This is a genomic window from Pseudomonas sp. VD-NE ins (genome assembly GCF_031882575.1).
Classification (GTDB): domain Bacteria; phylum Pseudomonadota; class Gammaproteobacteria; order Pseudomonadales; family Pseudomonadaceae; genus Aquipseudomonas; species Aquipseudomonas fluorescens_BZ.
This window is the reverse complement of record NZ_CP134772.1, coordinates 446027-471825: the sequence shown is the minus strand read 5'-3', so window position 1 is coordinate 471825 and position 25799 is coordinate 446027. Positions and strand designations below refer to the sequence as shown.

Here is a 25799-nt window from a genome sequence, read left to right as displayed (position 1 = left end):
AATCGCGAGCAGGCTCGCTCCTGCAGGGATCACCGGTATGCATAATCCTTGTGCAGTGATCCCGGTTTATAACCACGAAACTGCCATCGGCACTGTGGTCGATGCTCTGCTCGCGCAAGGCCTGCCGTGCATTCTGGTGGACGATGCGAGCAAGCCCTCTTGCGCCAGGGTCCTCGACGCTCTGGCCGAGCGCGACAACGTGCATCTGGTACGCCTCACCGCCAACCAAGGCAAGGGCGGCGCGGTGATGACTGGTCTGCGCGAGGCCGCGCTGCTGGGCTTCACCCATGCATTGCAGGTCGACGCCGACGGCCAGCACGACTTGCACGACGTGGCGCGTTTCGTCGATGAATCCCGCGCCCATCCCGAGGCGATGATCTGCGGTTATCCGCTGTTCGACGAGAGCGTGCCGAAAGGCCGTTTGTACGCACGTTATCTGACCCACGTCATGGTCTGGATCAACACGCTGTCGCTGCAGATCCGCGATTCGATGTGCGGTTTCCGCGTCTATCCACTGGCCCCAACGCTGGCGGTGATCGACTCGGCGAAAGTCGGCAAACGCATGGATTTCGACTCGGACATTCTCGTGCGCCTGTCGTGGCGCAATCAGCCGATGCGCTGGCTGCAAACCAGCGTGCACTACCCGCTGGACGGCGTGTCGCACTTCCGTCTGTTCCACGACAACGCGCTGATTTCCAGCATGCACACGCGGCTGTTTCTCGGCATGTTGCTGCGTTTCCCGGTGATCCTCTGGCGGCGGTGGCGCGCATGACTGGCGAGGCCGACAAGAAGCACTGGGCTGACCGCGAAGAGCGCGGCAGTTTCCTGCTGATGAGATTCACCGCGTTCGCCGCCAAGGTCCTTGGCCGACGCCTGCTCAGCCCATTGCTGTACGGCATCGTTCTGTACTTTTTCCTGTTCGGCCGCACCGCACGGCGCAGTGCCTGGCAATACCAGCAGCGCCTGGCCGCATGGAGCCAGCGCGAGGAATTGCGCCCGACACATTGGCGGGTGTTCGGCCAGTTCATGGCCTTCGCCGACTCCATGCTCGACAAGCTCGACGTGTGGAACGGCAAACTCCGTATCGAACAGATCGAAATCATCGACCCGGCGCTGCTGCGCAATCAGTTGCGCGGCAGTCGCGGACAACTGCTGGTCGGCGCGCACCTGGGCAATCTCGAAGTCTGTCGCGCACTGGCCGAGATCGGCGAGAAAGTCACCATGAACGTGCTGGTGCACACCAAGCACGCCGAGCAATTCAACCGCTTGCTCGGTGAAGCCGGCGCGACCAATCTGCGCCTGATTCAGGTCAGCGAACTCGACCCGGTGATCATGCTGCAACTGCACGAACGGCTGGAGCGCGGCGAGTGGCTGGCGATTGCCGGCGATCGCGTGCCGCTGCACGGCGGCCGCAGTGTGACCGTCGACTTCCTCGGCCACCCGGCGCCATTCCCGCAAGGCCCGTGGCTGCTGGCCGGTTTGCTGAAATGCCCGGTCAATCTGTTGATGTGCCTGAAACAGCCGGACGGCCACTATCGCCTGACCCTCGAGCCCTTCGCCGACGCCGTGGTATGGAAGCGCAGCGAGCGCGAGCAGGTCATTCATCAGTGGGCCACCCGGTATGCGCAGCGCCTGAGTCACTATTGCCTCGAAGCGCCGCAACAATGGTTCAACTTTTACCCTTTCTGGAAGACCGATGACCACGCCAACCCATGAGCCGGTAACCTTCGGCGAACGCCCTTTGCGCATCGAAGACGTGCTGGCCCTGGCCAACCGTCAGGCACCCGTGCAGTTGCAGAGCGACGCCGACTATCGCGAACGCATCGCCAAGGGCGCGCGGTTCCTCGATTCGCTGCTGGACAAGGAAGGCGTGATCTACGGCGTGACCACCGGCTACGGCGACTCCTGCGTGGTCGCGGTGCCGTTGCATCACGTCGAAGCGCTGCCGCGTCATCTCTACACCTTCCACGGCTGCGGGCTGGGCAAACTGCTTGATGCACAAGCCACACGTGCGGTGCTGGCGGCACGTTTGCAGTCGTTGTGCCACGGTGTTTCCGGAGTGCGCGTAGAGCTTCTCGAACGCCTGCACGCGTTTCTCGAATACGACATCCTGCCGCTGATTCCCGAGGAAGGCTCGGTCGGTGCCAGCGGCGATCTGACGCCGCTGTCCTACGTCGCCGCGACACTCTCCGGCGAGCGTGAAGTGATGTTCCGTGGCGAACGCCGTCAGGCCGCCGACGTGCATCGCGAACTCGGCTGGACGCCACTGGTGCTGCGCCCGAAAGAAGCCTTGGCACTGATGAACGGCACTGCGGTGATGACCGGTCTCGCCTGCCTCGCTTTCGCTCGCGCCGACTACCTGCTGCAACTGGCCACGCGCATCACCGCGCTCAATGTGGTCGCGCTGCAAGGCAATCCGGAGCACTTCGACGAGCGTCTGTTCGCCGCCAAACCGCATCCTGGGCAAATGCAGGTCGCTGCGTGGCTGCGCAAGGATCTGGCGATCGACGCGCCGACCGCGCCGCTGCATCGCCTGCAAGATCGCTATTCGCTGCGCTGCGCACCGCACGTGCTCGGCGTGTTGGCCGACAGCCTGAACTGGCTGCGTTCGTTTATCGAAACCGAACTGAACAGCGCCAACGACAACCCGATCATCGACGCCGAAGCCGAACGCGTGCTGCACGGCGGGCATTTCTACGGCGGCCACATTGCGTTCGCCATGGACAGCCTGAAAAACCTCGTGGCCAACGTCGCCGACCTGTTGGATCGCCAGCTCGCTTTGCTGGTCGACGAGCGCTACAACCACGGTCTGCCGAGCAATCTCTCCGGCGCGCCAGCGGACCGCGCGATGATCAACCATGGCTTCAAAGCCGTGCAGATCGGCACCAGCGCCTGGACCGCCGAAGCGCTGAAAAACACCATGCCGGCCAGCGTGTTCTCGCGCTCCACCGAGTGCCATAACCAGGACAAGGTGAGCATGGGCACCATCGCCGCCCGCGATGCGATCCGCGTGCTGGAGCTGACCGAACAGGTCGCCGCCGCCACCCTGCTCGCCGCCAACCAAGGCGTGTGGCTGCGCGCCCAGGCCGAAGACGCCCGGCCGCTGCCGCCATCGCTGGCGGCGATGCACGCAGAATTGGCCAAGGACTTCCCGCCGGTGATCGAAGACCGTGCCCTGGAAGGCGAATTGCGCCTGTGCCTGCAACGCATCGCCGCGCAACACTGGAGGCTGCATGCGTAGCGCCGGAGTGCTTCACGCCGACACGGAAATCCTTGTGCCGTTTTTCGACATCGACACCATGCACGTCGTCTGGCACGGCCATTACGTCAAATACCTCGAAGTGGCGCGTTGCGCGCTGCTCGACAAGATCGGCCACAACTACACGCACATGGTCGAGTCCGGGTTCGCCTGGCCGGTCATCGACCTGCAACTGCGCTATGTGCGCGGCGCGGTGTTCGGTCAGCGCCTGAATGTGCGCGCCAGTCTGGTCGAATGGGAAAACCGTCTGAAGATCAATTACCTGATCACCGACCTGCACAGCGGCGAGCGCCTGACCCGCGCCAGCTCGGTGCAGGTCGCCGTTGAAGTCAGCAGCCGCGAGATGCAACTGGCTTCGCCGAAAGTCTTCACCGATGCCGTGGAAAGGATGCTGCGATGAATGTTTTGGTTAAAAGCCTGAGCGTATTGGTGCTGCTGACGATGTCAGCGCTGGCCAATGCCTTCGACCTGCAACAACTGAGCGCGCAACTGGCGAAACCGGACGTGATCCACGGCCATTTCACACAGGAAAAACACCTGCGCGCCCTGCCCCAGCCGCTGATCAGCAAGGGCAGTTTCGTCCTCGCCAAAAACCACGGCCTGCTCTGGTTGCTGAAAACGCCGCTGCAGCAGGATTACCGTATCACCGCCAAGGGCATCGCCCGGCGTGACAGCAATGGCTGGCAGTTGTTGCCGAACAAGAGCGCCGGCGCCGAGCAAAACCGTTTGTTCCTCGCCGTGTTGCAAGGTGACAGCAGTGGCCTGCAACGGGATTTCGAACTGGCGCTGAGCGGCGACGCACAGCAGTGGAAACTCACCCTGACCCCGCGTTCCCTGCTGCTCAAGCAAGTGTTCAACCAGATCAATATCGACGGCGGCACGTTGGTGCAAACCATCGAACTGCTGGAAACCCAGGGCGACAGCACCGTGCTGCGCATGCAGGACAGCACCGCTGGCCAACCGTTGAGCGACGCGGAGCAACATGACTTTGCCGAGTGAACGCAGGCTGCCCTGGTTTTTCCTGATCCTGCTGCTGGCGGTCGTCGCGTTGGCCGGTTGGCAATGGCGCGACGGTGCGCCCCTGTCGGCGAACCTGATGGAGCTGGTGCCCGGCACTCACCCGGACGCCCTTGAACAGCGCGCCGAGCAACGCATGCAGGAGCCGCTCAACCGCGAAATGCTGGTGCTGGTCGGCCACGCCGATCGCCAGCAAGCCGTGGCCATGGCGCAGACGCTGGGCGAGCAATGGCAAGCCAGCGGCCTGTTCGAAAAGGTGCAGTGGAATCTGCAAGCAGACCTGCCAGCGCTGCGCACACAACTGTTGCAAGGGCGATTGGCGATGCTCTCGGCGGACGACCGACAATTGCTGATCGAACACCCCGACGTGTTCATTCAGCAACGGGTGCAGGCGTTGTTCGACCCGTTCAGCGGTTTCAGTCTGGTGCCGAGTCAGGACGACTGGCTCGGCCTGACCGGGCGCATCCAGAACAGCCAGCCGCAGCACGGTTCGGTACAACTGGACATCGGCAGCGGCGCGTTGATTGCCGATGCCGACGGCAAGAGCTGGGTGCTGCTGCGCGCACGCACCACCGGCAATGCCTTCGATATGAACCTGCCGCTGCAAGTCGCCGCGCTGCTGCAACACAGCCGCGAGCAGGCCGCGAAATCAGACGTGCAACTGCTGGCCGCCAGTGGCCTGTTGTATGCGGCCAACGGTCAGCAGCAAGCGACTCGCGAAATGACCTGGGTCGGTGGCGGTGCCACGGTCGGCATTCTGCTGCTGCTGTTGCTCGCTTTTCGTCGCTGGCGCGTGTTGCTGGCGTTCGTGCCGGTGCTGGTCGGCATGCTGTTCGGCGCGGTGGCGTGTGTGGCGCTGTTCGGCCATATGCATGTGATGACGCTGGTGCTCGGTTCCAGTCTGATCGGCGTGGCGGTGGATTATCCGCTGCATTATCTATCGAAGAGCTGGAGCCTGAAGCCTTGGCGCAGTTGGCCGGCGTTGCGTTTGACGCTTTCTGGTCTGACCCTGAGTCTGATCACCAGCGCCATCGGTTATCTGGCACTGGCGTGGACGCCGTTCCCGGCGCTGACGCAAATCGCCGTGTTCTCTGCCGCCGGCCTGCTCGGCGCGTATTTGTCGGCGGTATGCCTGTTGCCGGCGCTGTTGAAAAACGTCGAACTGCGTCCCGCGCAATGGCCGCTGCATCTGGCCGAGCGCATGGTCAACCTGCGCGAAAAACTCCTCGAACGCGTGCGTACGCCGGTGTTGCTGGCGCTGCTGATCGCCTTCTGTGTGGGTGGTCTGGTGCAGCTGCAAAGCAAGAATGACATCCGCCAATGGGTCGGCGCACCGCAACATCTGACCGACGAAGCGCAGACCATCGCGCGCATCACCGGCTATCAGCCGACCAGCCAGTTTTTCCTCGTGCGCGCCAACAATCAGCAGCAATTGCTCGAGCGGCAGGCCGCGCTGAGCGAGCGTCTGGAGCAACTGGTCAACCTCGACAAGCTGCAAGGCTATCTCGCCCTCGATCAACTGGTCAGCCCGCCGAACCAGCAAGAACAGGTACGCCAGGCACTGAACAAACTGCCGCAATATTGGCAGCCACTGCTCGACCTCGGCGTGCCGCTCGCCGCGCTGCAAAGCGAACTACAGCAATTGCAGACTGTGCCCGCCGAAGACATCGACGCGGCATTGGCCGGCCCGCTCGGCGAGCCTTATCGCACGCTCTGGCTCGGTCCGAGCGAAGACGGCGTGGCGGCAATGACCAGTCTGCAAGGATTGAATAACCCGGCGCTGCTGCGGGTACAGGCGCTCGATTTGCCAGGGGTGGTGTTGGTCGATCGCCTCGGGGAATTGAATGAAGTTTTTGCCGCCACGCAAATCAGCGCTGCTGAACTGAAACTCGCCTCCTGTGTGTTGATCGTGCTGGTGTTGATGCTGCCATTTGGTCTCGGCGGCGCGCTGCGCATTGTTGCCCTGCCGCTGCTCGCGGCGCTGTGCAGTCTGGCCAGCCTTGGCTGGCTCGGTCAGCCACTGACCCTGTTCAGCCTGTTCGGCCTGCTGCTGGTCACGGCGATCAGCGTCGACTACGCGATTCTCATGCGTGAACAAGTCGGTGGTGCGGCGGTGAGCCTGCTTGGCACCTTGCTCGCCGCTGTGACGACGTGGCTGTCGTTTGGTTTGCTGGCGGTTTCCAGCACACCGGCGGTGAGCAATTTCGGCCTGTCGGTGAGCCTCGGTCTGGCCTTCAGCTTCATGCTCGCACCGTGGGCCGGACGTCACGAACACGCCGCGACAGTCGCGGAGCCAGCAACGTGATGGTCCTCGGTTTCTGGGTGCTGGCCATGGCGCTGTTCGCCGTGGCCACTCGTATTGGCCGCCATTTCGGCCTGATCCCGATTGTCAGCCAGTTGCTGCTGGCGAGCTTCGGCTTGCCGCTGCTGATGTACTTCTGGATCGAACCGGGCTGGCAGCTCAGTGGCGCCGAACTGATCGCGCCAGACTGGCTGAAAAACCTCTACAGCCTGAGCTTTGCCTTGCTGCTCGGGCACATTCTCAGTGACGTGATCGATCTGAAACTCGATCGCCAAAGTGTGAAAATCGCCGTGCCGAGTTTTGTCGTGCCGTTCGCCTGTGGCCTTGCCGCGGCGTATTGGCTACTGCCGGCGCAACCGTGGCTCAACTCGCTGGCCGTGGGTCTGGTGTTCGCGATTACCGCGATCCCGGTGCTGTACCTTTACCTGCGCCACATCGATTATCCGCCCGCCGCCACGCGCCGGTTGGTGCAGACCGCGATCCTCATCGATCTGACCTGCTGGACACTGTTCGGCCTCGCCCAGGGCAGTCTGCATCTGAGCAGTCTGTTGCTGCCGCTGGGTCTCGCCTGTGTGCCGCTGCTATTAAATCTGTTGCGTGTGCGTCGGCCGCTGACCTACAGCCTCGGTTTCTTTGCACTGCTGGTGATGGCTGAGCATTACAAACTCAACGCGTTGATCTTCGGCATCGGCTACCTGCTGTGCATGGCCGCGCTGAAAGTGCCGCTGGTGCTACCGTTGCCGGCGCGCTGGATGAGCCGTTTGCAAACGTGGCTGGCGATTCCGCTGATTCTGACGTTCGGCATCGTCCAGATCGACGTGCACAGCGCCCTTTCCAGCCTTGGTCCGCTGCAATGGGCGGCGCTGCTGCTGTTGCCGATTGCCAGTAAACTGCTCGGCAACTGGCTCGGCCTCGGCTGGGCCGGCGCCTCGTTCGAAGGCGCCAGCCGCTGGCGCGAAAGTGTGCTGCTGAACATTCGTGGCCTGAGCGAAATCGTCTTTCTCAATTTGCTCTTGCAACAACAGCTCATCACCCCGGCGCTGTACTTCGCGCTGATGCTGATGGGCCTGATCGCGACGCTGCTACCGGCCCTGATCGGCCTGCATCGCGCGCCTTTGAATCTGCAACATCCTCTGCCCCGGAGTTCACGTGCCAATCGTTGAAATGGAATCCCGTCAGGTCGTGATCATCGGCGCCGGCCCTTCAGGCGCCATCGCCGCAGCGCTGCTCAAGCGCAAGGGCCACGATGTGCTGGTGCTCGAGCGCCAGCACTTTCCACGCTTTTCCATCGGCGAAAGCCTGCTCAGCCATTGCCTGGATTTCGTCGAAGAGGCCGGCATGCTCGATGCCGTCAACGCCGCCGGATTCCAGCGCAAGACCGGCGCCGCCTTCGCTTGGGGCGAGCGCTACAGCGCCTTCGATTTCAGCGACACCTTCACCGATGGCAAGCCGAGCACGTTTCAGGTGCAACGCGCCGACTTCGACAAACTGCTGGCCGATCAAGCAGCGCTGCAAGGCGCGGAAATCCGCTACGGCGATGCCATCGTCAGCGTCGACTTCAGCCGAGCGAAACCGCACCTCGACGTGCGCCGCGAGGACGGCAGCGAATACCGCGTCGAAGCCGATTTTGTGCTGGATGCCAGCGGCTACGGTCGTGTGCTGTCACGCTTGCTGGACCTGGAAGCACCGTCGAATTTCCCGGTGCGTCAGGCAGTGTTCACCCACGTCGAAGATCACATCGACAACCCGGCGTTCGACCGCGAAAAAATTCTCGTCACCACCCATCCGGAACACCGCGATATCTGGTTCTGGACGATCCCGTTCAGCAACGGACGCTGCTCGGTGGGTGTGGTCGCAGCGCAAGAGCATTTCAACGGCCGCGACAGCGATCTGGATGCCTGCCTGCGCGGTTTCATCGCCGAAACCCCGAGCCTTGCCGGCGTACTCGACAATGCTGTGTGGGACATCCCGGCGCGCACGCTCGGCGGTTACGCGGCCAATGTGAAAAGCCTGCACGGGCCAGGCTTTGCCTTGCTCGGCAACGCGGCAGAATTTCTTGACCCGGTGTTCTCCTCCGGTGTGACCATCGCCATGCGTTCGGCGAGCATGGCGGCAGCGGTTTTGCACCGTCAGTTGCAGGGCGAAACCGTCGACTGGCAAAGCGAGTTCGCCGAACCGCTCAAGCGCGGCGTCGACACCTTTCGCTGCTACGTCGAGGGCTGGTACGCCGGCACCTTCCAGGACGTGATTTTTTATGAAGACAGCCAGGCGGAAATTCGCCGGATGATCTGCTCGATCCTCGCCGGTTACGCCTGGGACGAACGCAACCCGTTCGTCAGCGAAGCGCGCCGCCGCTTGAAGATGATTTCCGAACTCTGTGCAAAGGACGCCACATGAATTACTTGAGCGACAGCTACGTCGAGGAAACCCGTTTCGGTTTCTGGTTCCTGCGCAGCCACACCTGGCAGCACCACGTGTTGCGCGTGGCGATCAATGATTTACGCGGCTTGTTCAGTGAAACGCTGCCGGAAAACCCGGTGTTGCTGGACGCCGGTTGCGGTCAAGGCAAGTCATTCGGTCATCTGCGCCAGACCTTTGCGCCACAGCGTTTGATCGGCGTTGATGCCGATCCGCACAGCCTTGAATTGAGTTGCGAAGAAGCGGCGCGGCTGGATCTGGACGTGGAATTGATCGGTAGCGATTGCGCGACGCTCAATGTGCCGGACGCCAGTGTCGATCTGCTGTTCTGCCATCAGACTTTTCATCATCTGGTCGAGCAGGAAAAGGCCCTCGCCGAGTTTTATCGGGTGCTGAAACCGGGCGGCTATCTGCTGTTCGCCGAGTCCACCGAGGCATACATTGATACGTGGGTGATTCGCTGGTTGTTCCGCCATCCGATGCACGTGCAGAAGAGTGCGGCGCAGTATCTGGAAATGATTCGCGGGCAGGGGTTTGAGTTTGCCGAACGCAACGTTTCGTACCCGTATCTGTGGTGGAGCCGGTCGAAGGATTTTGGGTTGCTGGAGCGGTTTGGGGTGCGCAAGCCGAAACCCTTCGGGCAGCGTGAGGAAACGCTGGTCAACGTGGTAGCGCGCAAGCCGCTGCAAGGTACTTTCTGATGCACAGCTATCGACCTGCACACCCGAAACCCTGTGGGAGCTGGCTTGCCAGCGATAGCGGTGTGTCAGTCAACAAAAATGCTCGATGTGCCGACGCCATCGCTGGCAAGCCAGCTCCCACAAGGTTTGTGGCGTGGCTAATGTTGGTGGTATTTGTCCTCCTGAGTGCCTGCGCGAGCCAGGCCCCGCTGCCTGCGGGCAACCCGACTTTGCCTCTCCCGTTGCAACTGCACATCGAACGCCAACAAGCCGAACAACGCCAGGACTGGCTGCTGGTGATCCAGCGCGAAGGCCCCGGCATTCGCTGGTCGATGATGGATCCATTGGGTATTCCTCAGGCCCGTCAGCAACTGATTGACGGTCGCTGGCAGGCCGATGGTCTGCTGCCGCCGAACCCGGAAGCCCGGGAGTTGTTTGCCGCGCTGCTGTTCGCCCTGACCCCGTCCGGCGAGCTGCTGCGCAATTACCCCACTGCGCAGGTACAGGCCGGGCAACGTTCTCTGCCGGCGCGCTGGGATATCCGTTATTCACAACCGTTGAGCTTCGAATTGAACCTGCCTCAAGGCCCGCGCTATCGCGTTTCTCCGTTGGGTGAACCGACGCCATGACCGCTTACCTGAATGCCCTCGGCGTGATCTGCGCACTGGGCCGCGACAAACAAACCGTCGCGCGCAACCTCTTCGCCGGTGACTGCTCGGGCATGCGTCGCGAGTCCGGCTGGGTGGCGGAACGTGAGCTGCCGGTGGCCGCCGTCCACGGCGAACTGGCGCCGATCCCCGCAGAACTGGCTGATCAGCGCAGCCGCAACAATCAGCTGCTGCTGGAGGCGGCGTTGCAGATTCGCGATGACATCGATCAAGCGATCCAGACCTTCGGCCGTGAGCGCATCGGCGTGGTCCTCGGCACCAGCACTTCGGGCATCGACGAGGCCAGCCGTGGTCTGGCGCACTACATCCGCGAGCAGCAGTTCCCGGCGGAATACGATTACCGTCAACAGGAACTCGGCGCGCCGGCGAATTTCCTCGCCGACTGGCTGCAACTGAGCGGCCCGGCCTATGTGATTTCCACGGCGTGCACCTCCAGCGCCCGGGCGCTGATGAGCGCTCAGCGCTTGCTCGATCTGGGTCTGTGCGACGCGGTGCTGTGTGGCGGCGTCGACAGCCTGTGCAAGTTGACCCTCAACGGTTTCTCGTCACTCGAAGCGATATCCGACGAGCGCTGCAATCCGTTCTCGGCCAACCGCAGCGGTATCAACATCGGCGAAGCAGCGGTGCTGTTCGTGATGAGCAAACAACAAGGCGAAGGCCCGGCCATTGCCCTGCTCGGCGCCGGCGCCAGTTCCGACGCCCATCACATTTCCGCCCCTGAACCGACGGGGCGCGGCGCTCTGCAAGCGATGCAGAAAGCCTTGAGCCGCGCACATCTGCAAGCAGCGCAGATCAACTACCTGAACCTGCACGGCACCGCCACCCAGCACAACGACGCCATGGAAAGTCTGGCGGTCGCCGAACTGTTTCCCGAGGGCGTCGCCTGCTCATCGAGCAAACCGATGACCGGCCACACCCTCGGTGCAGCCGGCGCACTGGAAGCGGCGTTCTGCTGGCTGAGCCTGAGCGCCGACAACCCCGCTCACGCCTTGCCGCCGCACGTCTGGGATGCGCAGGCCGATCCCGCGCTGCCGCCGCTGAAGTGGGTGACCGCGAGCGAACGCCTGACGTCCATTGCACCCCGCTACCTGATGAGCAACTCGTTTGCCTTTGGCGGCAACAACGTCAGCCTGATTATCGGAGACGCCCCATGATTGATTGGCCGCTCGCCGAATTGCTGCCCCACGCGGGCGACATGATTCTGATCGACAACATCTCAAGCTTTGACGATGAGCAGATTTACACCCGCCTCACGGTCCAGCCAGATGGCCTGTTCAACCTGCCCGACGGCAGCCTGCCGGCCTGGGTCGGCATCGAACTGATGGCGCAGAGCGTCGCCGCATTTGCCGGTTGCCACGCGCGGCAGAAAGGCAATCCAGTGGAACTGGGCTTTCTGCTCGGTACGCGCAAGTTCGAGTGCAACGTCGAAGCGTTTCCCGCCGGCAGCGAACTGACCATCCATGGTCTGCGCTCGCTGGAAGACGACAACGGCATGGGCGTATTCGAATGTCATATCCACGGCGCCGGCATCCATGCCAGCGCGCGGCTGAACGTGTTCCGCCCACCCCAGCCATCCCAATATCTGCAACAGACACAGGAGTCGAACGATGACTGAATCCGTACTGGTCACCGGCTCCAGCCGTGGCATCGGCCGCGCCATTGCCTTGCGTCTGGCGCAGGCCGGGCACGATATCGTCCTGCATTGCCGCAGCGGCATGGCCGAAGCACAAGCCGTTCAGGCTGATGTCGAAGCGCTGGGCCGCAAGGCGCGGATACTGCAATTCGACGTCGCCGATCGCGAAACCTGCAAAACCATTCTGGAAGCCGACGTCGAAACCCATGGCGCCTATTACGGCGTGGTGTTGAACGCCGGGCTGACCCGCGACGGTGCCTTTCCGGCGCTGAGCGACGACGACTGGGACGTAGTTTTACGCACCAACCTCGACGGTTTCTACAACGTTCTGCACCCGGTGATGATGCCGATGATCCGCCGTCGCGCCGCGGGTCGCATTGTTTGCATCACCTCGGTGTCGGGGCTGATCGGCAACCGTGGCCAGGTCAACTACAGCGCTTCGAAGGCCGGGGTGATCGGCGCGGCAAAGGCGTTGGCGATCGAGCTGGGCAAGCGCAAAATCACGGTTAACTGCGTCGCACCGGGCCTGATCGACACCGCGATGCTCGACGAAAACGTGCCGGTGGAAGAATTGATGAAGATGATCCCCGCGCAACGCATGGGCACCCCGGAAGAGGTGGCCAGTGCGGTGAATTTCCTGATGTCGGCGGAAGCCTCGTACATCACCCGCCAGGTGCTGGCGGTCAACGGAGGCTTGTGCTGATGAAGCGCGTCGTCGTCACCGGCATGGCCGGCATCACCTCGCTGGGCAGTGACTGGGAGACCATCGCCGGCAACTTCGCAGCCAACCGCAGTGGCATCCGCCGGATGGACGAGTGGGATCGTTTCAGCGAACTCAACACCCGCTTGGCCGGGCCGATCGATGACTTTGTAGTGCCCGCGCACTGGACCCGCAAGCAATTGCGCAGCATGGGTCGGGTGTCGCGGCTGGCGGTTCGTGCGGCAGAAAACGCCCTGGCTGACGCCGGTTTGCTCGGTGACGAATCGATCAAGGACGGCAGAATGGGCGTGGCTTGCGGTTCGTCTACCGGCAGCACCGACGAGATCAAAGCGTTCGGCAACATGCTGCTCAACTCGGTGGCCGAAGGCCTCAATGCCAACTCCTACGTGCGGATGATGCCGCACACCACGGCGGCCAATATCAGCATCTTTTTTGGCCTGACCGGGCGGCTGATCCCGACGTCCAGCGCGTGCACCAGCGGCAGCCAGGGCATCGGTTACGCCTACGAGGCGATCAAGTTCGGCCGCCTGCCGTTGATGCTCGCCGGCGGCGCCGAAGAGCTGTGCCCGACCGAAGCCATGGTCTTCGACGCGCTCTACGCCACCAGCCTGAAAAACGATGCGCCACAGACCAGTCCACGCCCGTACGACAAGGGCCGCGATGGTCTGGTGATCGGTGAAGGTGGCGGCATTCTGGTCCTCGAAGAGCTGGAGCACGCCCTCGCCCGCGGTGCGCACATTCACGCCGAGATCGTCGGCTTCGGCAGCAACGCCGACGGCCAGCACACCACACGCCCGGAACAAGTGACCATGCGCCGCGCCATGGAACTGGCGCTGGAAGACGCCGGCCTGACCCCGGATGACATTGGTTATGTAAATGGTCACGGCACGGCTACAGAACAGGGCGACATTGCCGAAACACTGGCGACCAGCAGTTTGTTCGGTGAACGCATGCCGATCAGCTCGCAGAAGAGCTTCCTCGGCCACACCCTTGGCGCCTGCGGCGCGCTGGAGTCGTGGTTCAGCATCGAGATGATGAACCGCGACCTGTACGTGCACACGTTCAACCTCGACGAGGTCGATCCGCACTGCGGCAAACTCGATTACCTGCGCGGCGAATTCCGCCAGATGCATCACGACTATGTGATGAACAACAATTTCGCTTTTGGTGGCGTCAACACCTCGTTGATTTTCCGCCGCTGGCACTGACCGCACCACGTTTGGAGTGAAGGGAATGACTCAGTTTCACCGCATCGCCGCTCTGTTGGCACTGGCTTTTGTGCTCGGCGGTTGCACCAGCAAACCGGTTTACAACGCCAAGGAAGAGTTCTCGCCCAACCTCGGCTTCACCCAGCAACAGATGAGCCGCGCCATCGTCACCGCGCTCAACGACCGCCAATGGGTCGTGCAATCGGTGCGTCCGGGCATGATCAAAGCGGCGATCACCGTACGCGGTCGCCATCACGCTGAGGTCGACATTCCGTTCACCCCGACTTCGTTCGAAATCGACTACCGCAGCAGCTACGGCCTCGATGCCAAGGACGGCAAGATCCACGGCAACTACAACCGCTGGGTCAACCGCCTGCGCGACAACGTGCTCAAAGAACTGTCGATCAACCCGGACATCGAGTTCGTCAACGACCTGGGCATCGTCAAACAAGGCGCCGACGAGCCGACTTACCTGAGCTTCCGTGAAGGCGTCAAACGCGCCACCGACGCCGGCCTGCTCGATGGCAGCGTGAAGTTCTACCTGGCTGGCGAAACGCTGCCAAAACAGGTGCGCAAACTTGACACCGTGAGCAGCAGCCGCAAGACCAACGGCTCGAACAAATCCGACCAAGACGCCTGCTTCTGGGCCCTGCAATCGGCGCTGGCCACCTTGCAGAACGCCGCGAAGAAAGCCGACGCCAACGCGGTGATCAACATCGCCAGCGTCGACCAGCGCGACCTGTACAAAGACACCGAAAAATTCCAGTGCCGTGCCGGGCTGGTGGTGTCGAGTGTGGCGTTGCGCGGGGATCTGGCGCACGTGGATTGATGGGATTGTAGAAACGACAAAGGGCGCCATTCGGCGCCCTTTGTCATTCAGCCCGGATCAAGTACTGGCGTGTAACTTCAACCCTAACGCCTTCACCACTTTCAGGATTGTTCCGAACTCGGGGTTTCCTTCACCTGATAGTGCGCGGTAGAGGCTCTCTCGGGACAACCCTGCGTCACGTGCGACCTGAGTCATGCCTCGCGCTCTCGCTATGGTGCCAAGTGCCTTGGCGATAAAAGCCGGGTCATCTCCAGCCTCCTCCATGCAGGCGTCCAGATAGTTAGCCATGTCCTCTTCTGTCTTGAGGTACTCGGCTGAGTCCCAACGAGTGAATTTTTCGGTCATGGGTTTTGCTCCTGCCAGGACTCCGCGATGAGCCTGGCTTGCTTGATGTCTCGGGGTTGGCTGCTCTTGTCTCCGCCGCATAGGAGGATGACCACTTGCCGACCTTGTTGCATGAAATAGACTCCTCCGGGGCCATAGTCAATTCTGACTTCGCTGAGCCCTTCACCGATAGCTTTGACATCGCCAAAATTTCCGTCAGCCATACGATCAATCCGCACCTGAATACGCATCCTGGCGCGACTATCAGCCAACTTTAAAAGCCAGCTGGAAAATGTAGAACTTCGAAGAATCTCAGTCATGGCCGAAGTGTAGCCTTTGAGCTACACATGCTCCACACTGTTTTCTCTGTAGCAGATGTACGGTGTCTACACTCTTTCAATCAGCGAATGTTCATCGCTACGTCAAGGAGATGACCATGCATGTGAAAGCCCTGATCGCCGCCGCGCTTTTCGCGCTACTGCCCAGCGCCAGCCACGCCACCCACCTGATGTACATGCCCTTCGAAACCGTGCTCTCGGACGCCATTCGCGCCGGACGGCTGGATGGCAGCGTGAAGTTCTATCTGCTCGGCAATGGGCCGCAGGGGACGCAGCAGTTGTTGCGCCGGGGGGTGGTCAGTGATTTGAAGACCAACGGCTTCAACAAGAGTGACCACGATTCCTGCGAGTGGGTGTTGCAGTCGAATCTGATCAAGCTGCAGGCCGATGCCAAACGGGTCGGGGCGAATGCGGTGGTCAATATCGTCAGTTATTACGACCAGCATGTGCGCAAGGATTTGAATACGTATGAATGCAGGGCGGGGATATTTGTCACGCGGGTGTCGTTGAGGGGGGATTTGGTGCGGTTGCCCTAACGGCAAGATCAAAAGATCGCAGCCTTCGGCAGCTCCTACAATGGAATTCGCGTTTCTCCGTAGGAACTGCCGAAGGCTGCGATCTTTTAAGCGGACTCGACCTTTCGCGTAAGAAGGTCGACAAACGCCTTGGCCATTGGCGATTTCTGATCCTTGCGCTGCACCAGCCACACCGCAGACACCGCTTCCGGATCGAGCAACGGTCGGTAGACCACGCCGTCGATGCGCATCCTCTGATAAGACGCCGGCAGCACCGAAACCCCCAGCCCCGCTGCGACCAGGCCGATAATGGTCATCGCCTCGCCCGCCTCTTGGGCGAAGTGCGGGCTGAACCCGGCATCGCGCGCCAGGCTCAGCAATTGCGCATACAGCCCGCTGCCGTAACTGCGCGGAAAGAACACGAACGGCTCCAGCGCCAGCGCCGAGAGGAACAGTCCTTCTTCACTGCCTTGCGCCAACGGATGCTTGGAACCGAGCACCGCGACCAGCGGCTCGCGCATCAACTCCACCACACTCAAGGAATCCGGCAACCCCAGCGGGCGCATGATCCCTACCTCGATTGACTCATCCACCAAGCCCTCGGCAACTTGCGTGCTACTCATTTCGCGCAGGTTGAGGTGCACCGCCGGAAAACGCTGGCGAAAGGAAAAGATCGCCTGCGGAATAGTCGAGTTGAATGGCGCCGACGAGGTGAAACCGATCTTCAACTCGCCCAGTTCACCGAGCTGCGCACGCCTGGCAACATCTGCCGCTTTGTCGACCTGCGCCAGCACCAGCCGCGCCTCCTCCAGAAACAATCGCCCCGCCTCACTCAGCTCGACCCGACGATTGGTGCGCTCGAACAAGCGCGCACCGACCTCTTGCTCCAGCGCCTGAATCTGCTGGCTCAGCGGCGGCTGCGAGATGCCCAGCACTTGTGCCGCGCGGCCGAAATGCAGTTCTTCGGCGACGGCGATGAAGTAGCGCAGATGACGCAATTCCATGGAAACCCCATTAGGTCGTTAAAGCTATCAAACAGGTCGAACAATATATTGGATAGAAACATTAGCCAGCTATATGATTTTTTCATTGCCTGCCTGGCCGTGCCCTCCGAGGTCTGAAGTGAAAACTGCTGTCGCGCCCCTAGCCCATGAAGTCCCGCCCGCTGCGGCCGACGATGTCGTCGCCGAGCTGCAAGATATCTACATCGAAAAAGGCACGCCGATGTTCATGCGCACGGTGCTGGCGCTGTTCAGCGGCGGCTTCGCGACGTTTGCCCTGCTCTATTGCGTGCAGCCGATGATGCCGCTGTTGTCCCATGAGTACGGGATCAACGCGGCGCAGAGCAGCCTGATCCTTTCGGTCGCCACCGGCATGCTCGCCATCGGCCTGCTGATCACCGGGCCGATCTCTGATCGGGTCGGACGCAAGCCGGTGATGGTGACTGCGCTGTTCGCGGCAGCGCTTTGCACGATGGCCAGTGCGATGATGCCGAGTTGGGAAGGCGTGCTGATCATGCGTGCGCTGATCGGGCTGTCGCTGAGCGGACTTGCGGCGGTGGCAATGACCTATCTGAGTGAAGAGATCTATCCGCAACACATCGGTCTTGCGATGGGTTTATACATCGGCGGCAACGCGATTGGCGGGATGAGCGGGCGCTTGATCACCGGTGTGCTGATCGATTTTGTCAGCTGGCACACGGCGATGCTGGTGATCGGCGGTCTGGCGATGATTGCCGCAGCGGTGTTCTGGAAGATCCTTCCGGAGTCGCGCAACTTCCGTTCGCGCTCACTGCACCCACGCAGTTTGCTCGACGGTTTCACCATGCACTTTCGTGATGCCGGCCTGCCGCTGCTGTTTCTTGAAGCATTCCTGTTGATGGGCGCATTCGTCACGCTGTTCAACTACATCGGCTATCGCCTGTTGGCGGCGCCGTACAACCTTGATCAGGTGTTCGTGGGCTTGCTGTCGGTGGTGTATCTGTCGGGTATCTACAGCTCGGCGAAGATCGGTTCGCTCGCCGATAAACTGGGGCGACGCAAAGTGTTGTGGGCGACCATTGCGCTGATGTTTGCCGGTCTTGCGTTGACAATGTTTACGCCGCTGCCGCTGGTGATTGTCGGCATGTTGATTTTCACCTTTGGCTTCTTTGGCGCGCATTCGGTGGCGAGCAGCTGGATCGGCCGTCGCGCGACCAAGGCCAAGGGGCAGGCGTCGTCGTTATATCTGTTCAGCTACTACGCCGGGTCGAGCATTGCCGGGACGGCGGGCGGGGTGTTCTGGCATTTGGGCAGCTGGAACGGGATTGGTTTGTTTATCGGCTCGTTGTTGCTGATCGCGTTGCTGGTGGCGTTGAAACTGGCGAAGTTGCCGCCTCTCAGCGGTGTCAGAGCCTGAAAGCAAAAGATCGCAGCCTTCGGCAGCTCCTACATTAATCCCATGTAGGAGCTGCCGAAGGCTGCGATCTTTTGATCTTGAAAAAAAGCCCGGCAAAAGCCGGGCGTTTTGTTTTCTGTTATTAGAGCTGTGTGGCGATCACTCGTGATACTGCGCCGACAACTCATGCACCGCACGCAGGAAAGCGCCAGCATGCTCCGGATCAACCTCAGGGGTGATGCCATGGCCGAGGTTGAACACGTGGCCGCTGCCCTTGCCGTAGCTGGCCAGAATGCGTCCGACTTCAGTGCGGATCGCTTCCGGTTTGGCGTAGAGCACGGTCGGGTCCATGTTGCCTTGCAGCGCAACCTTGTCACCAACACGGGCGCGGGCGTTGCCGATGTCGCAGGTCCAGTCCAGGCCCAATGCGTCGGCGCCAGCCTCGGCGATGCTTTCCAGCCACAGGCCGCCGTTTTTGGTGAAGAGGATCACCGGCACTTTGCGTCCGTCGTGTTCGCGGATCAGGCCGCTGACGATTTTCTTCATGTAGGCCAGCGAGAATTCCTGATACGCCGCCGCCGACAGACTGCCGCCCCAGGTATCGAAGATCTGCACCGCTTGCGCACCGGCCATGATCTGGCCGTTGAGGTACGAGGTCACCGACTGCGCCAGTTTATCCAGCAGCAGGTGCATGGCTTGCGGGTTGTCGTAGAGCATCGCTTTGGTCTTGCGGAAGTCTTTCGACGAACCGCCTTCGACCATGTAGGTCGCCAGGGTCCACGGGCTGCCGGAGAAACCGATCAGCGGCACACGACCGTTCAGTTCGCGACGGATGGTGCTGACCGCGTCCATGACGTAGCCGAGGTCTTTGTGTGGATCAGGGATCGGCAGGGCTTCGATGTCAGCGAGGGTGCTGACAACTTTCTTGAAACGCGGACCTTCACCGGTCTCGAAGTACAGGCCCTGGCCCATGGCATCGGGGATGGTGAGGATGTCGGAAAACAGGATCGCCGCGTCCAGTTGTGGATAGCGGTCGAGCGGTTGCATCGTGACTTCGCAGGCGAATTCCGGATTCATGCACAGGCTCATGAAATCACCGGCCTGGGCGCGGCTGGCGCGGTATTCCGGCAGGTAGCGGCCGGCCTGGCGCATCATCCACACCGGGGTGACGTCAACGGGTTGCTTGAGCAGGGCGCGGAGGAAACGGTCGTTCTTCAGGGCAGTCATGTCGGCATCCGGAAAAAAAGTGCGGGCATTTTCTCAGAGCGCGACGCAAAAGGCACGGATGCAGGTCAGCCTTTTGTCTATCGGGTCAATTTATTGCGTTGGAATACAGATTTTGCAACACCACAAAACACTGTGGGAGCTGGCTTGCCAGCGATGCGGACACCTCGGTGTGCCAGATTAACCGAGGTGATGCTATCGCTGGCAAGCCAGCTCCCACAGGTATTGCATTGCAGTCAGCTAGACGGGTTTAGACGCCCAGGTAATCAAGGATCCCTTCGGCGGCGTTGCGGCCTTCGAAGATCGCCGTCACCACCAGGTCGGAACCGCGCACCATGTCGCCACCGGCAAAGATTTTCGGGTTGCTGGTCTGGTGCTTGTACTGACCTTGCTCAGGCGCAACAACGCGGCCCTGGCTGTCGGTCTGGATCTCGAACTGTTCGAACCACGGCGCCGGGCTCGGGCGGAAACCGAAGGCGATGACCACGGCGTCGGCCGGGATGATCTCTTCGGAGCCCGGGATCGGCTCAGGGCTGCGACGGCCACGGGCGTCCGGTTCGCCGAGACGGGTCTCGACCACTTTAACGCCTTCGACCTTGTCCTCACCGACGATAGCGATCGGCTGGCGGTTGTAGAGGAATTTCACGCCTTCTTCCTTGGCGTTCTTCACCTCTTTGCGCGAGCCGGGCATGTTCGCTTCGTCACGACGATAAGCGCAGGTCACCGACTTGGCGCCCTGACGGATCGACGTGCGATTGCAGTCCATCGCCGTGTCGCCGCCGCCGAGCACCACAACCTTTTTGCCTTTCATGTCGACGAAATCTTCCGGCGACTTTTCAAAGCCCAGGTTGCGATTGACGTTAGCGATCAGGAAGTCCAGTGCGTCATAGACGCCCGGCAGGTCTTCACCGGCAAAACCGCCCTTCATGTAGGTGTAGGTGCCCATGCCCATGAACACCGCATCGTATTCGGCGAGCAGTTGCTCCATGGTCACGTCTTTGCCGACTTCGGTATTCAGACGGAACTCGATGCCCATGCCGGTGAAGACTTCGCGACGATTGCTCAGCACGGTCTTCTCAAGCTTGAACTCGGGGATGCCGAAGGTCAGCAAGCCACCGATTTCCGGGTTCTTGTCGAACACCACCGGGGTCACGCCGCCGCGTACCAGCACGTCGGCACAGCCCAGACCCGCCGGGCCCGCACCGATGATCGCGACACGTTTGCCGGTCGGTTTGACCTTGGACATGTCAGGGCGCCAGCCCATGGCGAACGCGGTGTCGGTGATGTATTTCTCGACCGAACCGATGGTCACCGCGCCGAAACCGTCGTTAAGGGTGCAGGCACCCTCGCACAGACGATCCTGCGGGCACACCCGGCCGCAGACTTCCGGCAGGGTGTTGGTCTGGTGCGACAGTTCGGCGGCCTGAAGGATGTTGCCTTCGGCCACCAGCTTCAGCCAGTTCGGAATGAAGTTGTGCACCGGGCACTTCCATTCGCAATACGGGTTGCCGCAACCCAGGCAGCGGTGGGCCTGATCGGCCGACTGCTGGGGTTTGAACGGTTCGTAGATTTCGACGAACTCTTTCTTGCGTTGACGCAACAGTTTCTTCTTCGGATCTTTGCGCCCGACATCGATGAATTGAAAGTCGTTACTGAGACGTTCGGCCATCTTCAAAACCTCTTACACGACAGCTCCAAGCTACAAGCTTCAAGCTGCAAGAAAATCACATTAGTCCATTACAGCGCGCACTGGCTCCAGCTTGCCGCTTGAAGCCAGTGGCTTGCAGCTGCGCCGTTATTGCGGACTCGCACGAGTACTGGAGAGCAGAGATTTCAAACTCGCCGCCTTCGGTTTGACCAGCCAGAAACGGCGCAGGTAGTCATCGAGGTTTTCGGCGAGTTCACGACCCCACTCGCTGTCGGTTTCCGCGACGTACTCGTTCAGCACGTTTTGCAGGTGGCTGCGATAGGCTTCCATCGCCTCGCCGCTGATCCGCTGAATTTCCACCAGTTCGTGGTTGACCCGGTCAACGAAGGTGTTGTCCTGGTCGAGCACGTAGGCGAAACCACCGGTCATGCCAGAGCCGAAGTTGTAACCGGTCTTGCCCAGAACGCAGACAAAACCACCGGTCATGTACTCACAGCAGTGATCGCCAGTGCCTTCCACAACCGTGTGGGCACCGGAGTTGCGCACGGCGAAACGCTCGCCTGCGGTGCCGGCGGCAAACAGCTTGCCGCCCGTCGCGCCGTACAGGCAGGTGTTGCCGATGATGGCGCTTTCCTGAGTTTTGTAAACGCTGCCCTTCGGCGGCACGATGGTCAGCTTGCCACCGGTCATGCCTTTGCCGACGTAGTCGTTGGCGTCGCCTTCCAGGTACATGTTCAGACCGCCGGCGTTCCACACGCCGAAGCTCTGACCGGCAGTGCCTTTGAAGCGGAAGGTGATCGGCGCTTTCGCCATCCCCTGGTTGCCGTGCTTGCGGGCGATTTCGCCGGAGATCCGCGCGCCGATCGAACGGTCGCAGTTGCAGATGTCCAGATCGAACTCGGCGCCGCTCATGTCATTGATCGCCGACGAGGCCATCTCGATCATTTTCTCGGCCAGCAGGCCTTGGTCGAACGGCGGGTTGCGCTCAACGCCGCAGAACTGTGGCTTGTCCGCCGGGATGTGATCGCTGCCCAACAGCGGCGTCAGATCGAGGTGGTTCTGCTTGGCGGTCTGGCCTTCGAGGATTTCCAGCAGATCGGTACGACCGATCAGCTCTTCGAGGGAGCGCACGCCGAGCTTGGCCAGCCACTCACGGGTTTCTTCGGCGACGTAGGTGAAGAAATTCACCACCATGTCGACGGTGCCGATGTAGTGATCCTTGCGCAGCTTCTCGTTCTGGGTCGCAACGCCGGTGGCGCAGTTGTTCAGGTGGCAGATACGCAGGTATTTGCAGCCCAGCGCGATCATTGGCGCAGTACCGAAGCCGAAGCTTTCGGCGCCGAGGATCGCAGCCTTGATCACGTCGAGACCGGTTTTCAGGCCGCCGTCGGTCTGCACCCGGACTTTGCCGCGCAGGTCATTACCGCGCAGGGTCTGGTGGGTTTCGGCGAGGCCGAGTTCCCACGGTGCGCCGGCGTATTTGATCGAGGTCAGCGGCGAAGCACCGGTGCCACCGTCATAGCCGGAGATGGTGATCAAGTCCGCATAGGCCTTGGCCACACCGGCGGCGATAGTGCCGACGCCTGCTTCAGCTACCAGTTTCACCGAAACCAGCGCCTTCGGGTTGACCTGTTTCAAGTCGAAAATCAGCTGTGACAAGTCTTCGATCGAATAGATGTCGTGGTGCGGCGGCGGCGAAATCAGGGTTACGCCCGGCACTGCGTAACGCAGCTTGGCGATCAGCCCGTTGACTTTGCCGCCCGGCAGTTGCCCGCCCTCGCCCGGCTTGGCGCCTTGCGCGACCTTGATCTGCAGCACTTCGGCGTTGACCAGATATTCCGGCGTCACACCAAAGCGGCCAGTCGCAACCTGCTTGATTTTCGAGCTTTTGATGGTGCCGTAACGCGCCGGGTCTTCACCACCTTCGCCGGAGTTGGAACGCGCACCGAGGCGGTTCATGGCTTCGGCCAAGGCTTCGTGAGCTTCCGGCGACAGGGCGCCCAGCGAGATACCGGCGGAGTCGAAGCGCTTGAGCACCGATTCCAGCGGCTCGATTTCACTGATGTCCAGCGGCGTATCGAGGGTCTTGACCTTGAACAGGTCGCGGATCATCGACACCGGACGGTTGTCCACCAGCGAGGTGTATTCCTTGAACTTGGCGTAGTCGCCCTGCTGCACAGCGGCTTGCAGGGTGTTGACCACGTCCGGGTTGTAGGCGTGGTATTCGCCACCGTGGACGAACTTCAGCAGACCGCCCTGCTGGATCGGCTTGCGCGGACTCCAGGCTTCAGTGGCGAGTGCTTTCTGCTCGGCTTCGATGTCGACGAAACGCGCACCCTTGATGCGGCTTGGCACGCCACGGAAGCTCAGGTCACAGACTTCTTCGGACAGGCCAATGGCTTCGAACAGCTGCGCACCACGGTACGAAGCGATGGTCGAGATGCCCATCTTCGACAGAATCTTCAGCAGACCTTTGGTGATGCCTTTGCGGTAGTTCTTGAACACCTCATAGAGGTCGCCCAGCACTTCACCGGTACGGATCAGGTCGCCCAGCACTTCGTAGGCCAGGAACGGATACACCGCCGAGGCGCCGAAACCGATCAGCACCGCAAAGTGATGCGGGTCACGGGCGGTCGCGGTTTCAACGAGGATGTTGGAATCGCAACGCAGACCTTTTTCGGTCAGACGGTGGTGCACGGCACCGGTCGCCAGCGAGGCGTGGATCGGCAGCTTGCCCGGGGCGATATGGCGGTCGCTCAGGACGATCTGGGTACGCCCGCCGCGCACGGCTTCTTCAGCCTGATCGGCGACATTGCGGATCGCCGCTTCGAGGCCAACGCTTTCGTCGTAGTTGAGGTCGATGATCTGCCGCTCGAAACCCGGGCGGTCGAGGTTCATCAGCGAGCGCCACTTGGCCGGGGAGATGACCGGCGAGCTGAGGATCACGCGCGAAGCGTGTTCCGGCGACTCCTGGAAAATGTTGCGCTCGGCACCGAGGCAGATTTCCAGCGACATTACGATCGCTTCACGCAGCGGGTCGATCGGCGGGTTGGTGACCTGCGCGAACTGCTGGCGGAAATAGTCGTACGGCGTGCGCACGCGCTGCGACAGCACGGCCATCGGCGTGTCGTCGCCCATCGAGCCAACGGCTTCGTAGCCCTGTTCGCCGAGCGGACGCAGCACCTGATCGCGCTCTTCGAACGTGACCTGATACATCTTCATGTATTGCTTGAGCTGATCGACGTCGTAGAACGCCGAACCGTGGTCGTTGTCTTCCATGGTCGCCTGAATGCGCAGGGCATTCTTGCGCAACCATTGCTTGTACGGATGACGGGACTTCAGACGGTTGTCGATCGCATCGGTGTCGAGGATCTGCCCGGTTTCGGTGTCCACCGCGAAGATCTGGCCAGGGCCGACACGGCCCTTGGCAATCACGTCTTCAGGCTTGTAATCCCACACGCCGATTTCCGAGGCGAGGGTGATGAAACCGTTGGTGGTGGTGACCCAGCGCGCCGGACGCAGACCGTTACGGTCGAGCAGGCACACCGCGTAACGACCGTCGGTCATTACTACGCCAGCCGGGCCGTCCCACGGCTCCATGTGCATCGAGTTGTACTCGTAGAACGCACGCAGATCCGGGTCCATGGTTTCGACGTTCTGCCACGCAGGCGGAATGATCATTCGCACGCCACGGAACAGGTCGATGCCACCGGTGACCATCAGCTCGAGCATGTTGTCCATGCTCGACGAGTCGGAGCCGACACGGTTGACCAGCGGGCCGAGTTCTTCCAGATCCATCAGATCATTGGTGAACTTGGTCCGACGGGCCTGTGCCCAGTTACGGTTGCCGGTGATGGTGTTGATCTCGCCGTTGTGGGCGAGGAAGCGGAATGGCTGAGCCAGCGGCCATTTCGGCAGGGTGTTGGTCGAGAAGCGCTGGTGGAATACGCAGATCGCGGTTTGCAGGCGCTCGTCGCTCAGGTCTGGATAGAACGCGGCCAGATCGGCCGGCATCATCAGGCCTTTATAGATGATGGTCTTGTGCGAAAAGCTGCAAATGTAGTGGTCGCTGTCGACGGCGTTGGCCACCGACGAACGGCGACGTGCGCTGAACAGCTTCACGGCCATGTCCTGATCGCTCAGGCCTTCGCCGCCGATGTACACCTGCTCGATCTGTGGCAGGCGTTCAAGGGCCAGACGGCCGAGGACGCTGGTGTCGATCGGCACTTTGCGCCAGCCGATCAGTTGCAGGCCTTCAGCGAGGATCTCGCGGTTCATGTTCTCGCGAGCGGCTTCGGCTTTGGCCGGATCCTGGTTGAAGAAGACCATACCCACGGCATATTGCTTGGGCAGTTCGACGCTGAAGGTTTCCTGGGCAATGGCACGCAGGAACGCGTCAGGCTTTTGAATCAGCAGACCGCAACCGTCACCGGTCTTGCCGTCGGCATTAATCCCACCGCGGTGGGTCATGCAGGTCAGGGCCTCGATGGCCGTTTGCAAAAGGGTATGACTGGGCTCGCCCTGCATGTGGGCTATCAGGCCGAAACCGCAGTTATCCTTGAATTCATCTGGTTGGTACAGACCTGCTTTCATAGACACTTTCTCACCAGGCTGCCTCTTTTCGAGGCAAATTTCTTTT

At 61.3% G+C, this 25799-nt stretch carries 23 protein-coding genes; 17 read left to right on the top strand and 6 right to left on the bottom strand.

Annotation, left to right across the window (positions count from 1 at the left end; genetic code table 11):
• Positions 1-37: 37 nt before the first annotated feature.
• The 15 genes from RMV17_RS02035 (at position 38) to RMV17_RS01965 (ending at position 14735) form a co-directional block, all read left to right on the top strand.
• Positions 38-772: a glycosyltransferase family 2 protein gene (locus tag RMV17_RS02035; RefSeq protein WP_311885199.1), complete on the top strand. Its 735-nt coding sequence runs from the start codon at positions 38-40 to the stop codon at positions 770-772.
• Positions 769-1716, top strand: coding sequence for a glycosyl transferase (locus RMV17_RS02030; protein WP_311885197.1), 948 nt, complete (start codon positions 769-771; stop codon positions 1714-1716). The genes RMV17_RS02035 and RMV17_RS02030 overlap by 4 nt, the downstream gene beginning before the upstream one ends.
• Positions 1697-3241 carry a histidine ammonia-lyase gene (gene hutH, locus RMV17_RS02025; protein WP_034152935.1) on the top strand — a complete coding sequence of 515 codons (1545 nt, stop codon included), beginning with the start codon at positions 1697-1699 and terminating at the stop codon, positions 3239-3241. The genes RMV17_RS02030 and hutH overlap by 20 nt, the downstream gene beginning before the upstream one ends.
• Positions 3234-3659 (top strand): acyl-CoA thioesterase, encoded by a 426-nt coding sequence (locus RMV17_RS02020; RefSeq protein WP_311885194.1) that lies wholly within the window; start codon positions 3234-3236, stop codon positions 3657-3659. Before hutH ends, RMV17_RS02020 begins: the two co-directional genes overlap by 8 nt.
• Positions 3656-4258: an outer membrane lipoprotein carrier protein LolA gene (locus RMV17_RS02015; protein ID WP_311885192.1), complete on the top strand. Its 603-nt coding sequence runs from the start codon at positions 3656-3658 to the stop codon at positions 4256-4258. The genes RMV17_RS02020 and RMV17_RS02015 overlap by 4 nt, the downstream gene beginning before the upstream one ends.
• On the top strand, positions 4242-6581 hold the full coding sequence (locus tag RMV17_RS02010) for an MMPL family transporter (protein ID WP_311885189.1): 2340 nt from the start codon (positions 4242-4244) through the stop codon (positions 6579-6581). The genes RMV17_RS02015 and RMV17_RS02010 overlap by 17 nt, the downstream gene beginning before the upstream one ends.
• Complete coding sequence (locus RMV17_RS02005; RefSeq protein WP_409373125.1) at positions 6581-7741, top strand: sodium:proton antiporter; 1161 nt, start codon at positions 6581-6583, stop codon at positions 7739-7741. Before RMV17_RS02010 ends, RMV17_RS02005 begins: the two co-directional genes overlap by 1 nt.
• Positions 7728-8975 carry an NAD(P)/FAD-dependent oxidoreductase gene (locus RMV17_RS02000; RefSeq protein WP_311885185.1) on the top strand — a complete coding sequence of 416 codons (1248 nt, stop codon included), beginning with the start codon at positions 7728-7730 and terminating at the stop codon, positions 8973-8975. The genes RMV17_RS02005 and RMV17_RS02000 overlap by 14 nt, the downstream gene beginning before the upstream one ends.
• On the top strand, positions 8972-9697 hold the full coding sequence (locus tag RMV17_RS01995) for a methyltransferase domain-containing protein (protein ID WP_311885183.1): 726 nt from the start codon (positions 8972-8974) through the stop codon (positions 9695-9697). The genes RMV17_RS02000 and RMV17_RS01995 overlap by 4 nt, the downstream gene beginning before the upstream one ends.
• Before the next feature lie 140 nt (positions 9698-9837).
• Positions 9838-10305 carry a hypothetical protein gene (locus tag RMV17_RS01990; protein ID WP_409373111.1) on the top strand — a complete coding sequence of 156 codons (468 nt, stop codon included), beginning with the start codon at positions 9838-9840 and terminating at the stop codon, positions 10303-10305.
• Positions 10302-11498 carry a beta-ketoacyl-[acyl-carrier-protein] synthase family protein gene (locus RMV17_RS01985; RefSeq protein ID WP_034152943.1) on the top strand — a complete coding sequence of 399 codons (1197 nt, stop codon included), beginning with the start codon at positions 10302-10304 and terminating at the stop codon, positions 11496-11498. The genes RMV17_RS01990 and RMV17_RS01985 overlap by 4 nt, the downstream gene beginning before the upstream one ends.
• Entirely contained in the window at positions 11495-11959 is a 465-nt protein-coding gene (locus RMV17_RS01980) for a hotdog family protein (protein WP_311885179.1), read from the top strand. Before RMV17_RS01985 ends, RMV17_RS01980 begins: the two co-directional genes overlap by 4 nt.
• Positions 11952-12680: a 3-oxoacyl-ACP reductase FabG gene (gene fabG, locus RMV17_RS01975; protein ID WP_311885177.1), complete on the top strand. Its 729-nt coding sequence runs from the start codon at positions 11952-11954 to the stop codon at positions 12678-12680. The genes RMV17_RS01980 and fabG overlap by 8 nt, the downstream gene beginning before the upstream one ends.
• Positions 12680-13906, top strand: a complete 1227-nt coding sequence (locus RMV17_RS01970) for a beta-ketoacyl-ACP synthase (RefSeq protein ID WP_311885175.1) — start codon at positions 12680-12682, stop codon at positions 13904-13906. The genes fabG and RMV17_RS01970 overlap by 1 nt, the downstream gene beginning before the upstream one ends.
• A 25-nt stretch (positions 13907-13931) precedes the next feature.
• On the top strand, positions 13932-14735 hold the full coding sequence (locus tag RMV17_RS01965) for a hypothetical protein (protein ID WP_034152947.1): 804 nt from the start codon (positions 13932-13934) through the stop codon (positions 14733-14735).
• Between the two features lie 57 nt (positions 14736-14792).
• Here RMV17_RS01965 and RMV17_RS01960 read toward each other — a convergent pair whose 3' ends face one another.
• A complete protein-coding gene (locus tag RMV17_RS01960; protein WP_038360089.1) occupies positions 14793-15080 on the bottom strand; it encodes an addiction module antidote protein in 288 nt (95 codons plus the stop codon).
• Positions 15077-15379: a type II toxin-antitoxin system RelE/ParE family toxin gene (locus RMV17_RS01955; protein ID WP_311885171.1), complete on the bottom strand. Its 303-nt coding sequence runs from the start codon at positions 15377-15379 to the stop codon at positions 15077-15079. The genes RMV17_RS01960 and RMV17_RS01955 overlap by 4 nt, the downstream gene beginning before the upstream one ends.
• A 116-nt stretch (positions 15380-15495) precedes the next feature.
• Between RMV17_RS01955 and RMV17_RS01950 the strand changes: the two genes are divergently transcribed.
• Entirely contained in the window at positions 15496-15933 is a 438-nt protein-coding gene (locus RMV17_RS01950; RefSeq protein WP_311885169.1) for an excinuclease, read from the top strand.
• 86 nt (positions 15934-16019) lie between these two features.
• Here the strand turns inward: RMV17_RS01950 and RMV17_RS01945 are convergent, their stop codons facing one another.
• Positions 16020-16916 carry a LysR family transcriptional regulator gene (locus RMV17_RS01945; protein ID WP_034152950.1) on the bottom strand — a complete coding sequence of 299 codons (897 nt, stop codon included), beginning with the start codon at positions 16914-16916 and terminating at the stop codon, positions 16020-16022.
• Between the two features lie 118 nt (positions 16917-17034).
• On the opposite strand from RMV17_RS01945, the gene RMV17_RS01940 reads away from it, so the two are divergent.
• Positions 17035-18309 carry an MFS transporter gene (locus RMV17_RS01940; RefSeq protein ID WP_311885167.1) on the top strand — a complete coding sequence of 425 codons (1275 nt, stop codon included), beginning with the start codon at positions 17035-17037 and terminating at the stop codon, positions 18307-18309.
• 138 nt (positions 18310-18447) lie between these two features.
• Here RMV17_RS01940 and hemE read toward each other — a convergent pair whose 3' ends face one another.
• The 3 genes from hemE to gltB form a co-directional block, all read right to left on the bottom strand.
• Positions 18448-19515 (bottom strand): uroporphyrinogen decarboxylase, encoded by a 1068-nt coding sequence (gene hemE / locus RMV17_RS01935; RefSeq protein WP_311885165.1) that lies wholly within the window; start codon positions 19513-19515, stop codon positions 18448-18450.
• Positions 19516-19762: 247 nt separating this feature from the next.
• Positions 19763-21181 carry an FAD-dependent oxidoreductase gene (locus RMV17_RS01930; protein ID WP_039757038.1) on the bottom strand — a complete coding sequence of 473 codons (1419 nt, stop codon included), beginning with the start codon at positions 21179-21181 and terminating at the stop codon, positions 19763-19765.
• Positions 21182-21307: 126 nt separating this feature from the next.
• Complete coding sequence (gene gltB / locus RMV17_RS01925; protein ID WP_311885158.1) at positions 21308-25753, bottom strand: glutamate synthase large subunit; 4446 nt, start codon at positions 25751-25753, stop codon at positions 21308-21310.
• Positions 25754-25799: the final 46 nt, after the last annotated feature.

Excerpts from the sequence above, each read along its gene's own strand:
- RMV17_RS02035 (WP_311885199.1), top strand. The coding sequence starts at position 38 with ATGCATAATCCTTGTGCAGTGATCCCGGTTTATAACCACGAAACTGCC.
- RMV17_RS02030 (WP_311885197.1), top strand. The coding sequence starts at position 769 with ATGACTGGCGAGGCCGACAAGAAGCACTGGGCTGACCGCGAAGAGCGC.
- hutH (WP_034152935.1), top strand. The coding sequence starts at position 1,697 with ATGACCACGCCAACCCATGAGCCGGTAACCTTCGGCGAACGCCCTTTG.
- RMV17_RS02020 (WP_311885194.1), top strand. The coding sequence starts at position 3,234 with ATGCGTAGCGCCGGAGTGCTTCACGCCGACACGGAAATCCTTGTGCCG.
- RMV17_RS02015 (WP_311885192.1), top strand. The coding sequence starts at position 3,656 with ATGAATGTTTTGGTTAAAAGCCTGAGCGTATTGGTGCTGCTGACGATG.
- RMV17_RS02010 (WP_311885189.1), top strand. The coding sequence starts at position 4,242 with ATGACTTTGCCGAGTGAACGCAGGCTGCCCTGGTTTTTCCTGATCCTG.
- RMV17_RS02005 (WP_409373125.1), top strand. The coding sequence starts at position 6,581 with ATGGTCCTCGGTTTCTGGGTGCTGGCCATGGCGCTGTTCGCCGTGGCC.
- RMV17_RS01995 (WP_311885183.1), top strand. The coding sequence starts at position 8,972 with ATGAATTACTTGAGCGACAGCTACGTCGAGGAAACCCGTTTCGGTTTC.
- RMV17_RS01990 (WP_409373111.1), top strand. The coding sequence starts at position 9,838 with ATGTTGGTGGTATTTGTCCTCCTGAGTGCCTGCGCGAGCCAGGCCCCG.
- RMV17_RS01985 (WP_034152943.1), top strand. The coding sequence starts at position 10,302 with ATGACCGCTTACCTGAATGCCCTCGGCGTGATCTGCGCACTGGGCCGC.
- RMV17_RS01980 (WP_311885179.1), top strand. The coding sequence starts at position 11,495 with ATGATTGATTGGCCGCTCGCCGAATTGCTGCCCCACGCGGGCGACATG.
- fabG (WP_311885177.1), top strand. The coding sequence starts at position 11,952 with ATGACTGAATCCGTACTGGTCACCGGCTCCAGCCGTGGCATCGGCCGC.
- RMV17_RS01970 (WP_311885175.1), top strand. The coding sequence starts at position 12,680 with ATGAAGCGCGTCGTCGTCACCGGCATGGCCGGCATCACCTCGCTGGGC.
- RMV17_RS01965 (WP_034152947.1), top strand. The coding sequence starts at position 13,932 with ATGACTCAGTTTCACCGCATCGCCGCTCTGTTGGCACTGGCTTTTGTG.
- RMV17_RS01960 (WP_038360089.1), bottom strand. The coding sequence starts at position 15,080 with ATGACCGAAAAATTCACTCGTTGGGACTCAGCCGAGTACCTCAAGACA.
- RMV17_RS01955 (WP_311885171.1), bottom strand. The coding sequence starts at position 15,379 with ATGACTGAGATTCTTCGAAGTTCTACATTTTCCAGCTGGCTTTTAAAG.
- RMV17_RS01950 (WP_311885169.1), top strand. The coding sequence starts at position 15,496 with ATGCATGTGAAAGCCCTGATCGCCGCCGCGCTTTTCGCGCTACTGCCC.
- RMV17_RS01945 (WP_034152950.1), bottom strand. The coding sequence starts at position 16,916 with ATGGAATTGCGTCATCTGCGCTACTTCATCGCCGTCGCCGAAGAACTG.
- hemE (WP_311885165.1), bottom strand. The coding sequence starts at position 19,515 with ATGACTGCCCTGAAGAACGACCGTTTCCTCCGCGCCCTGCTCAAGCAA.
- RMV17_RS01930 (WP_039757038.1), bottom strand. The coding sequence starts at position 21,181 with ATGGCCGAACGTCTCAGTAACGACTTTCAATTCATCGATGTCGGGCGC.
- gltB (WP_311885158.1), bottom strand. The coding sequence starts at position 25,753 with ATGAAAGCAGGTCTGTACCAACCAGATGAATTCAAGGATAACTGCGGT.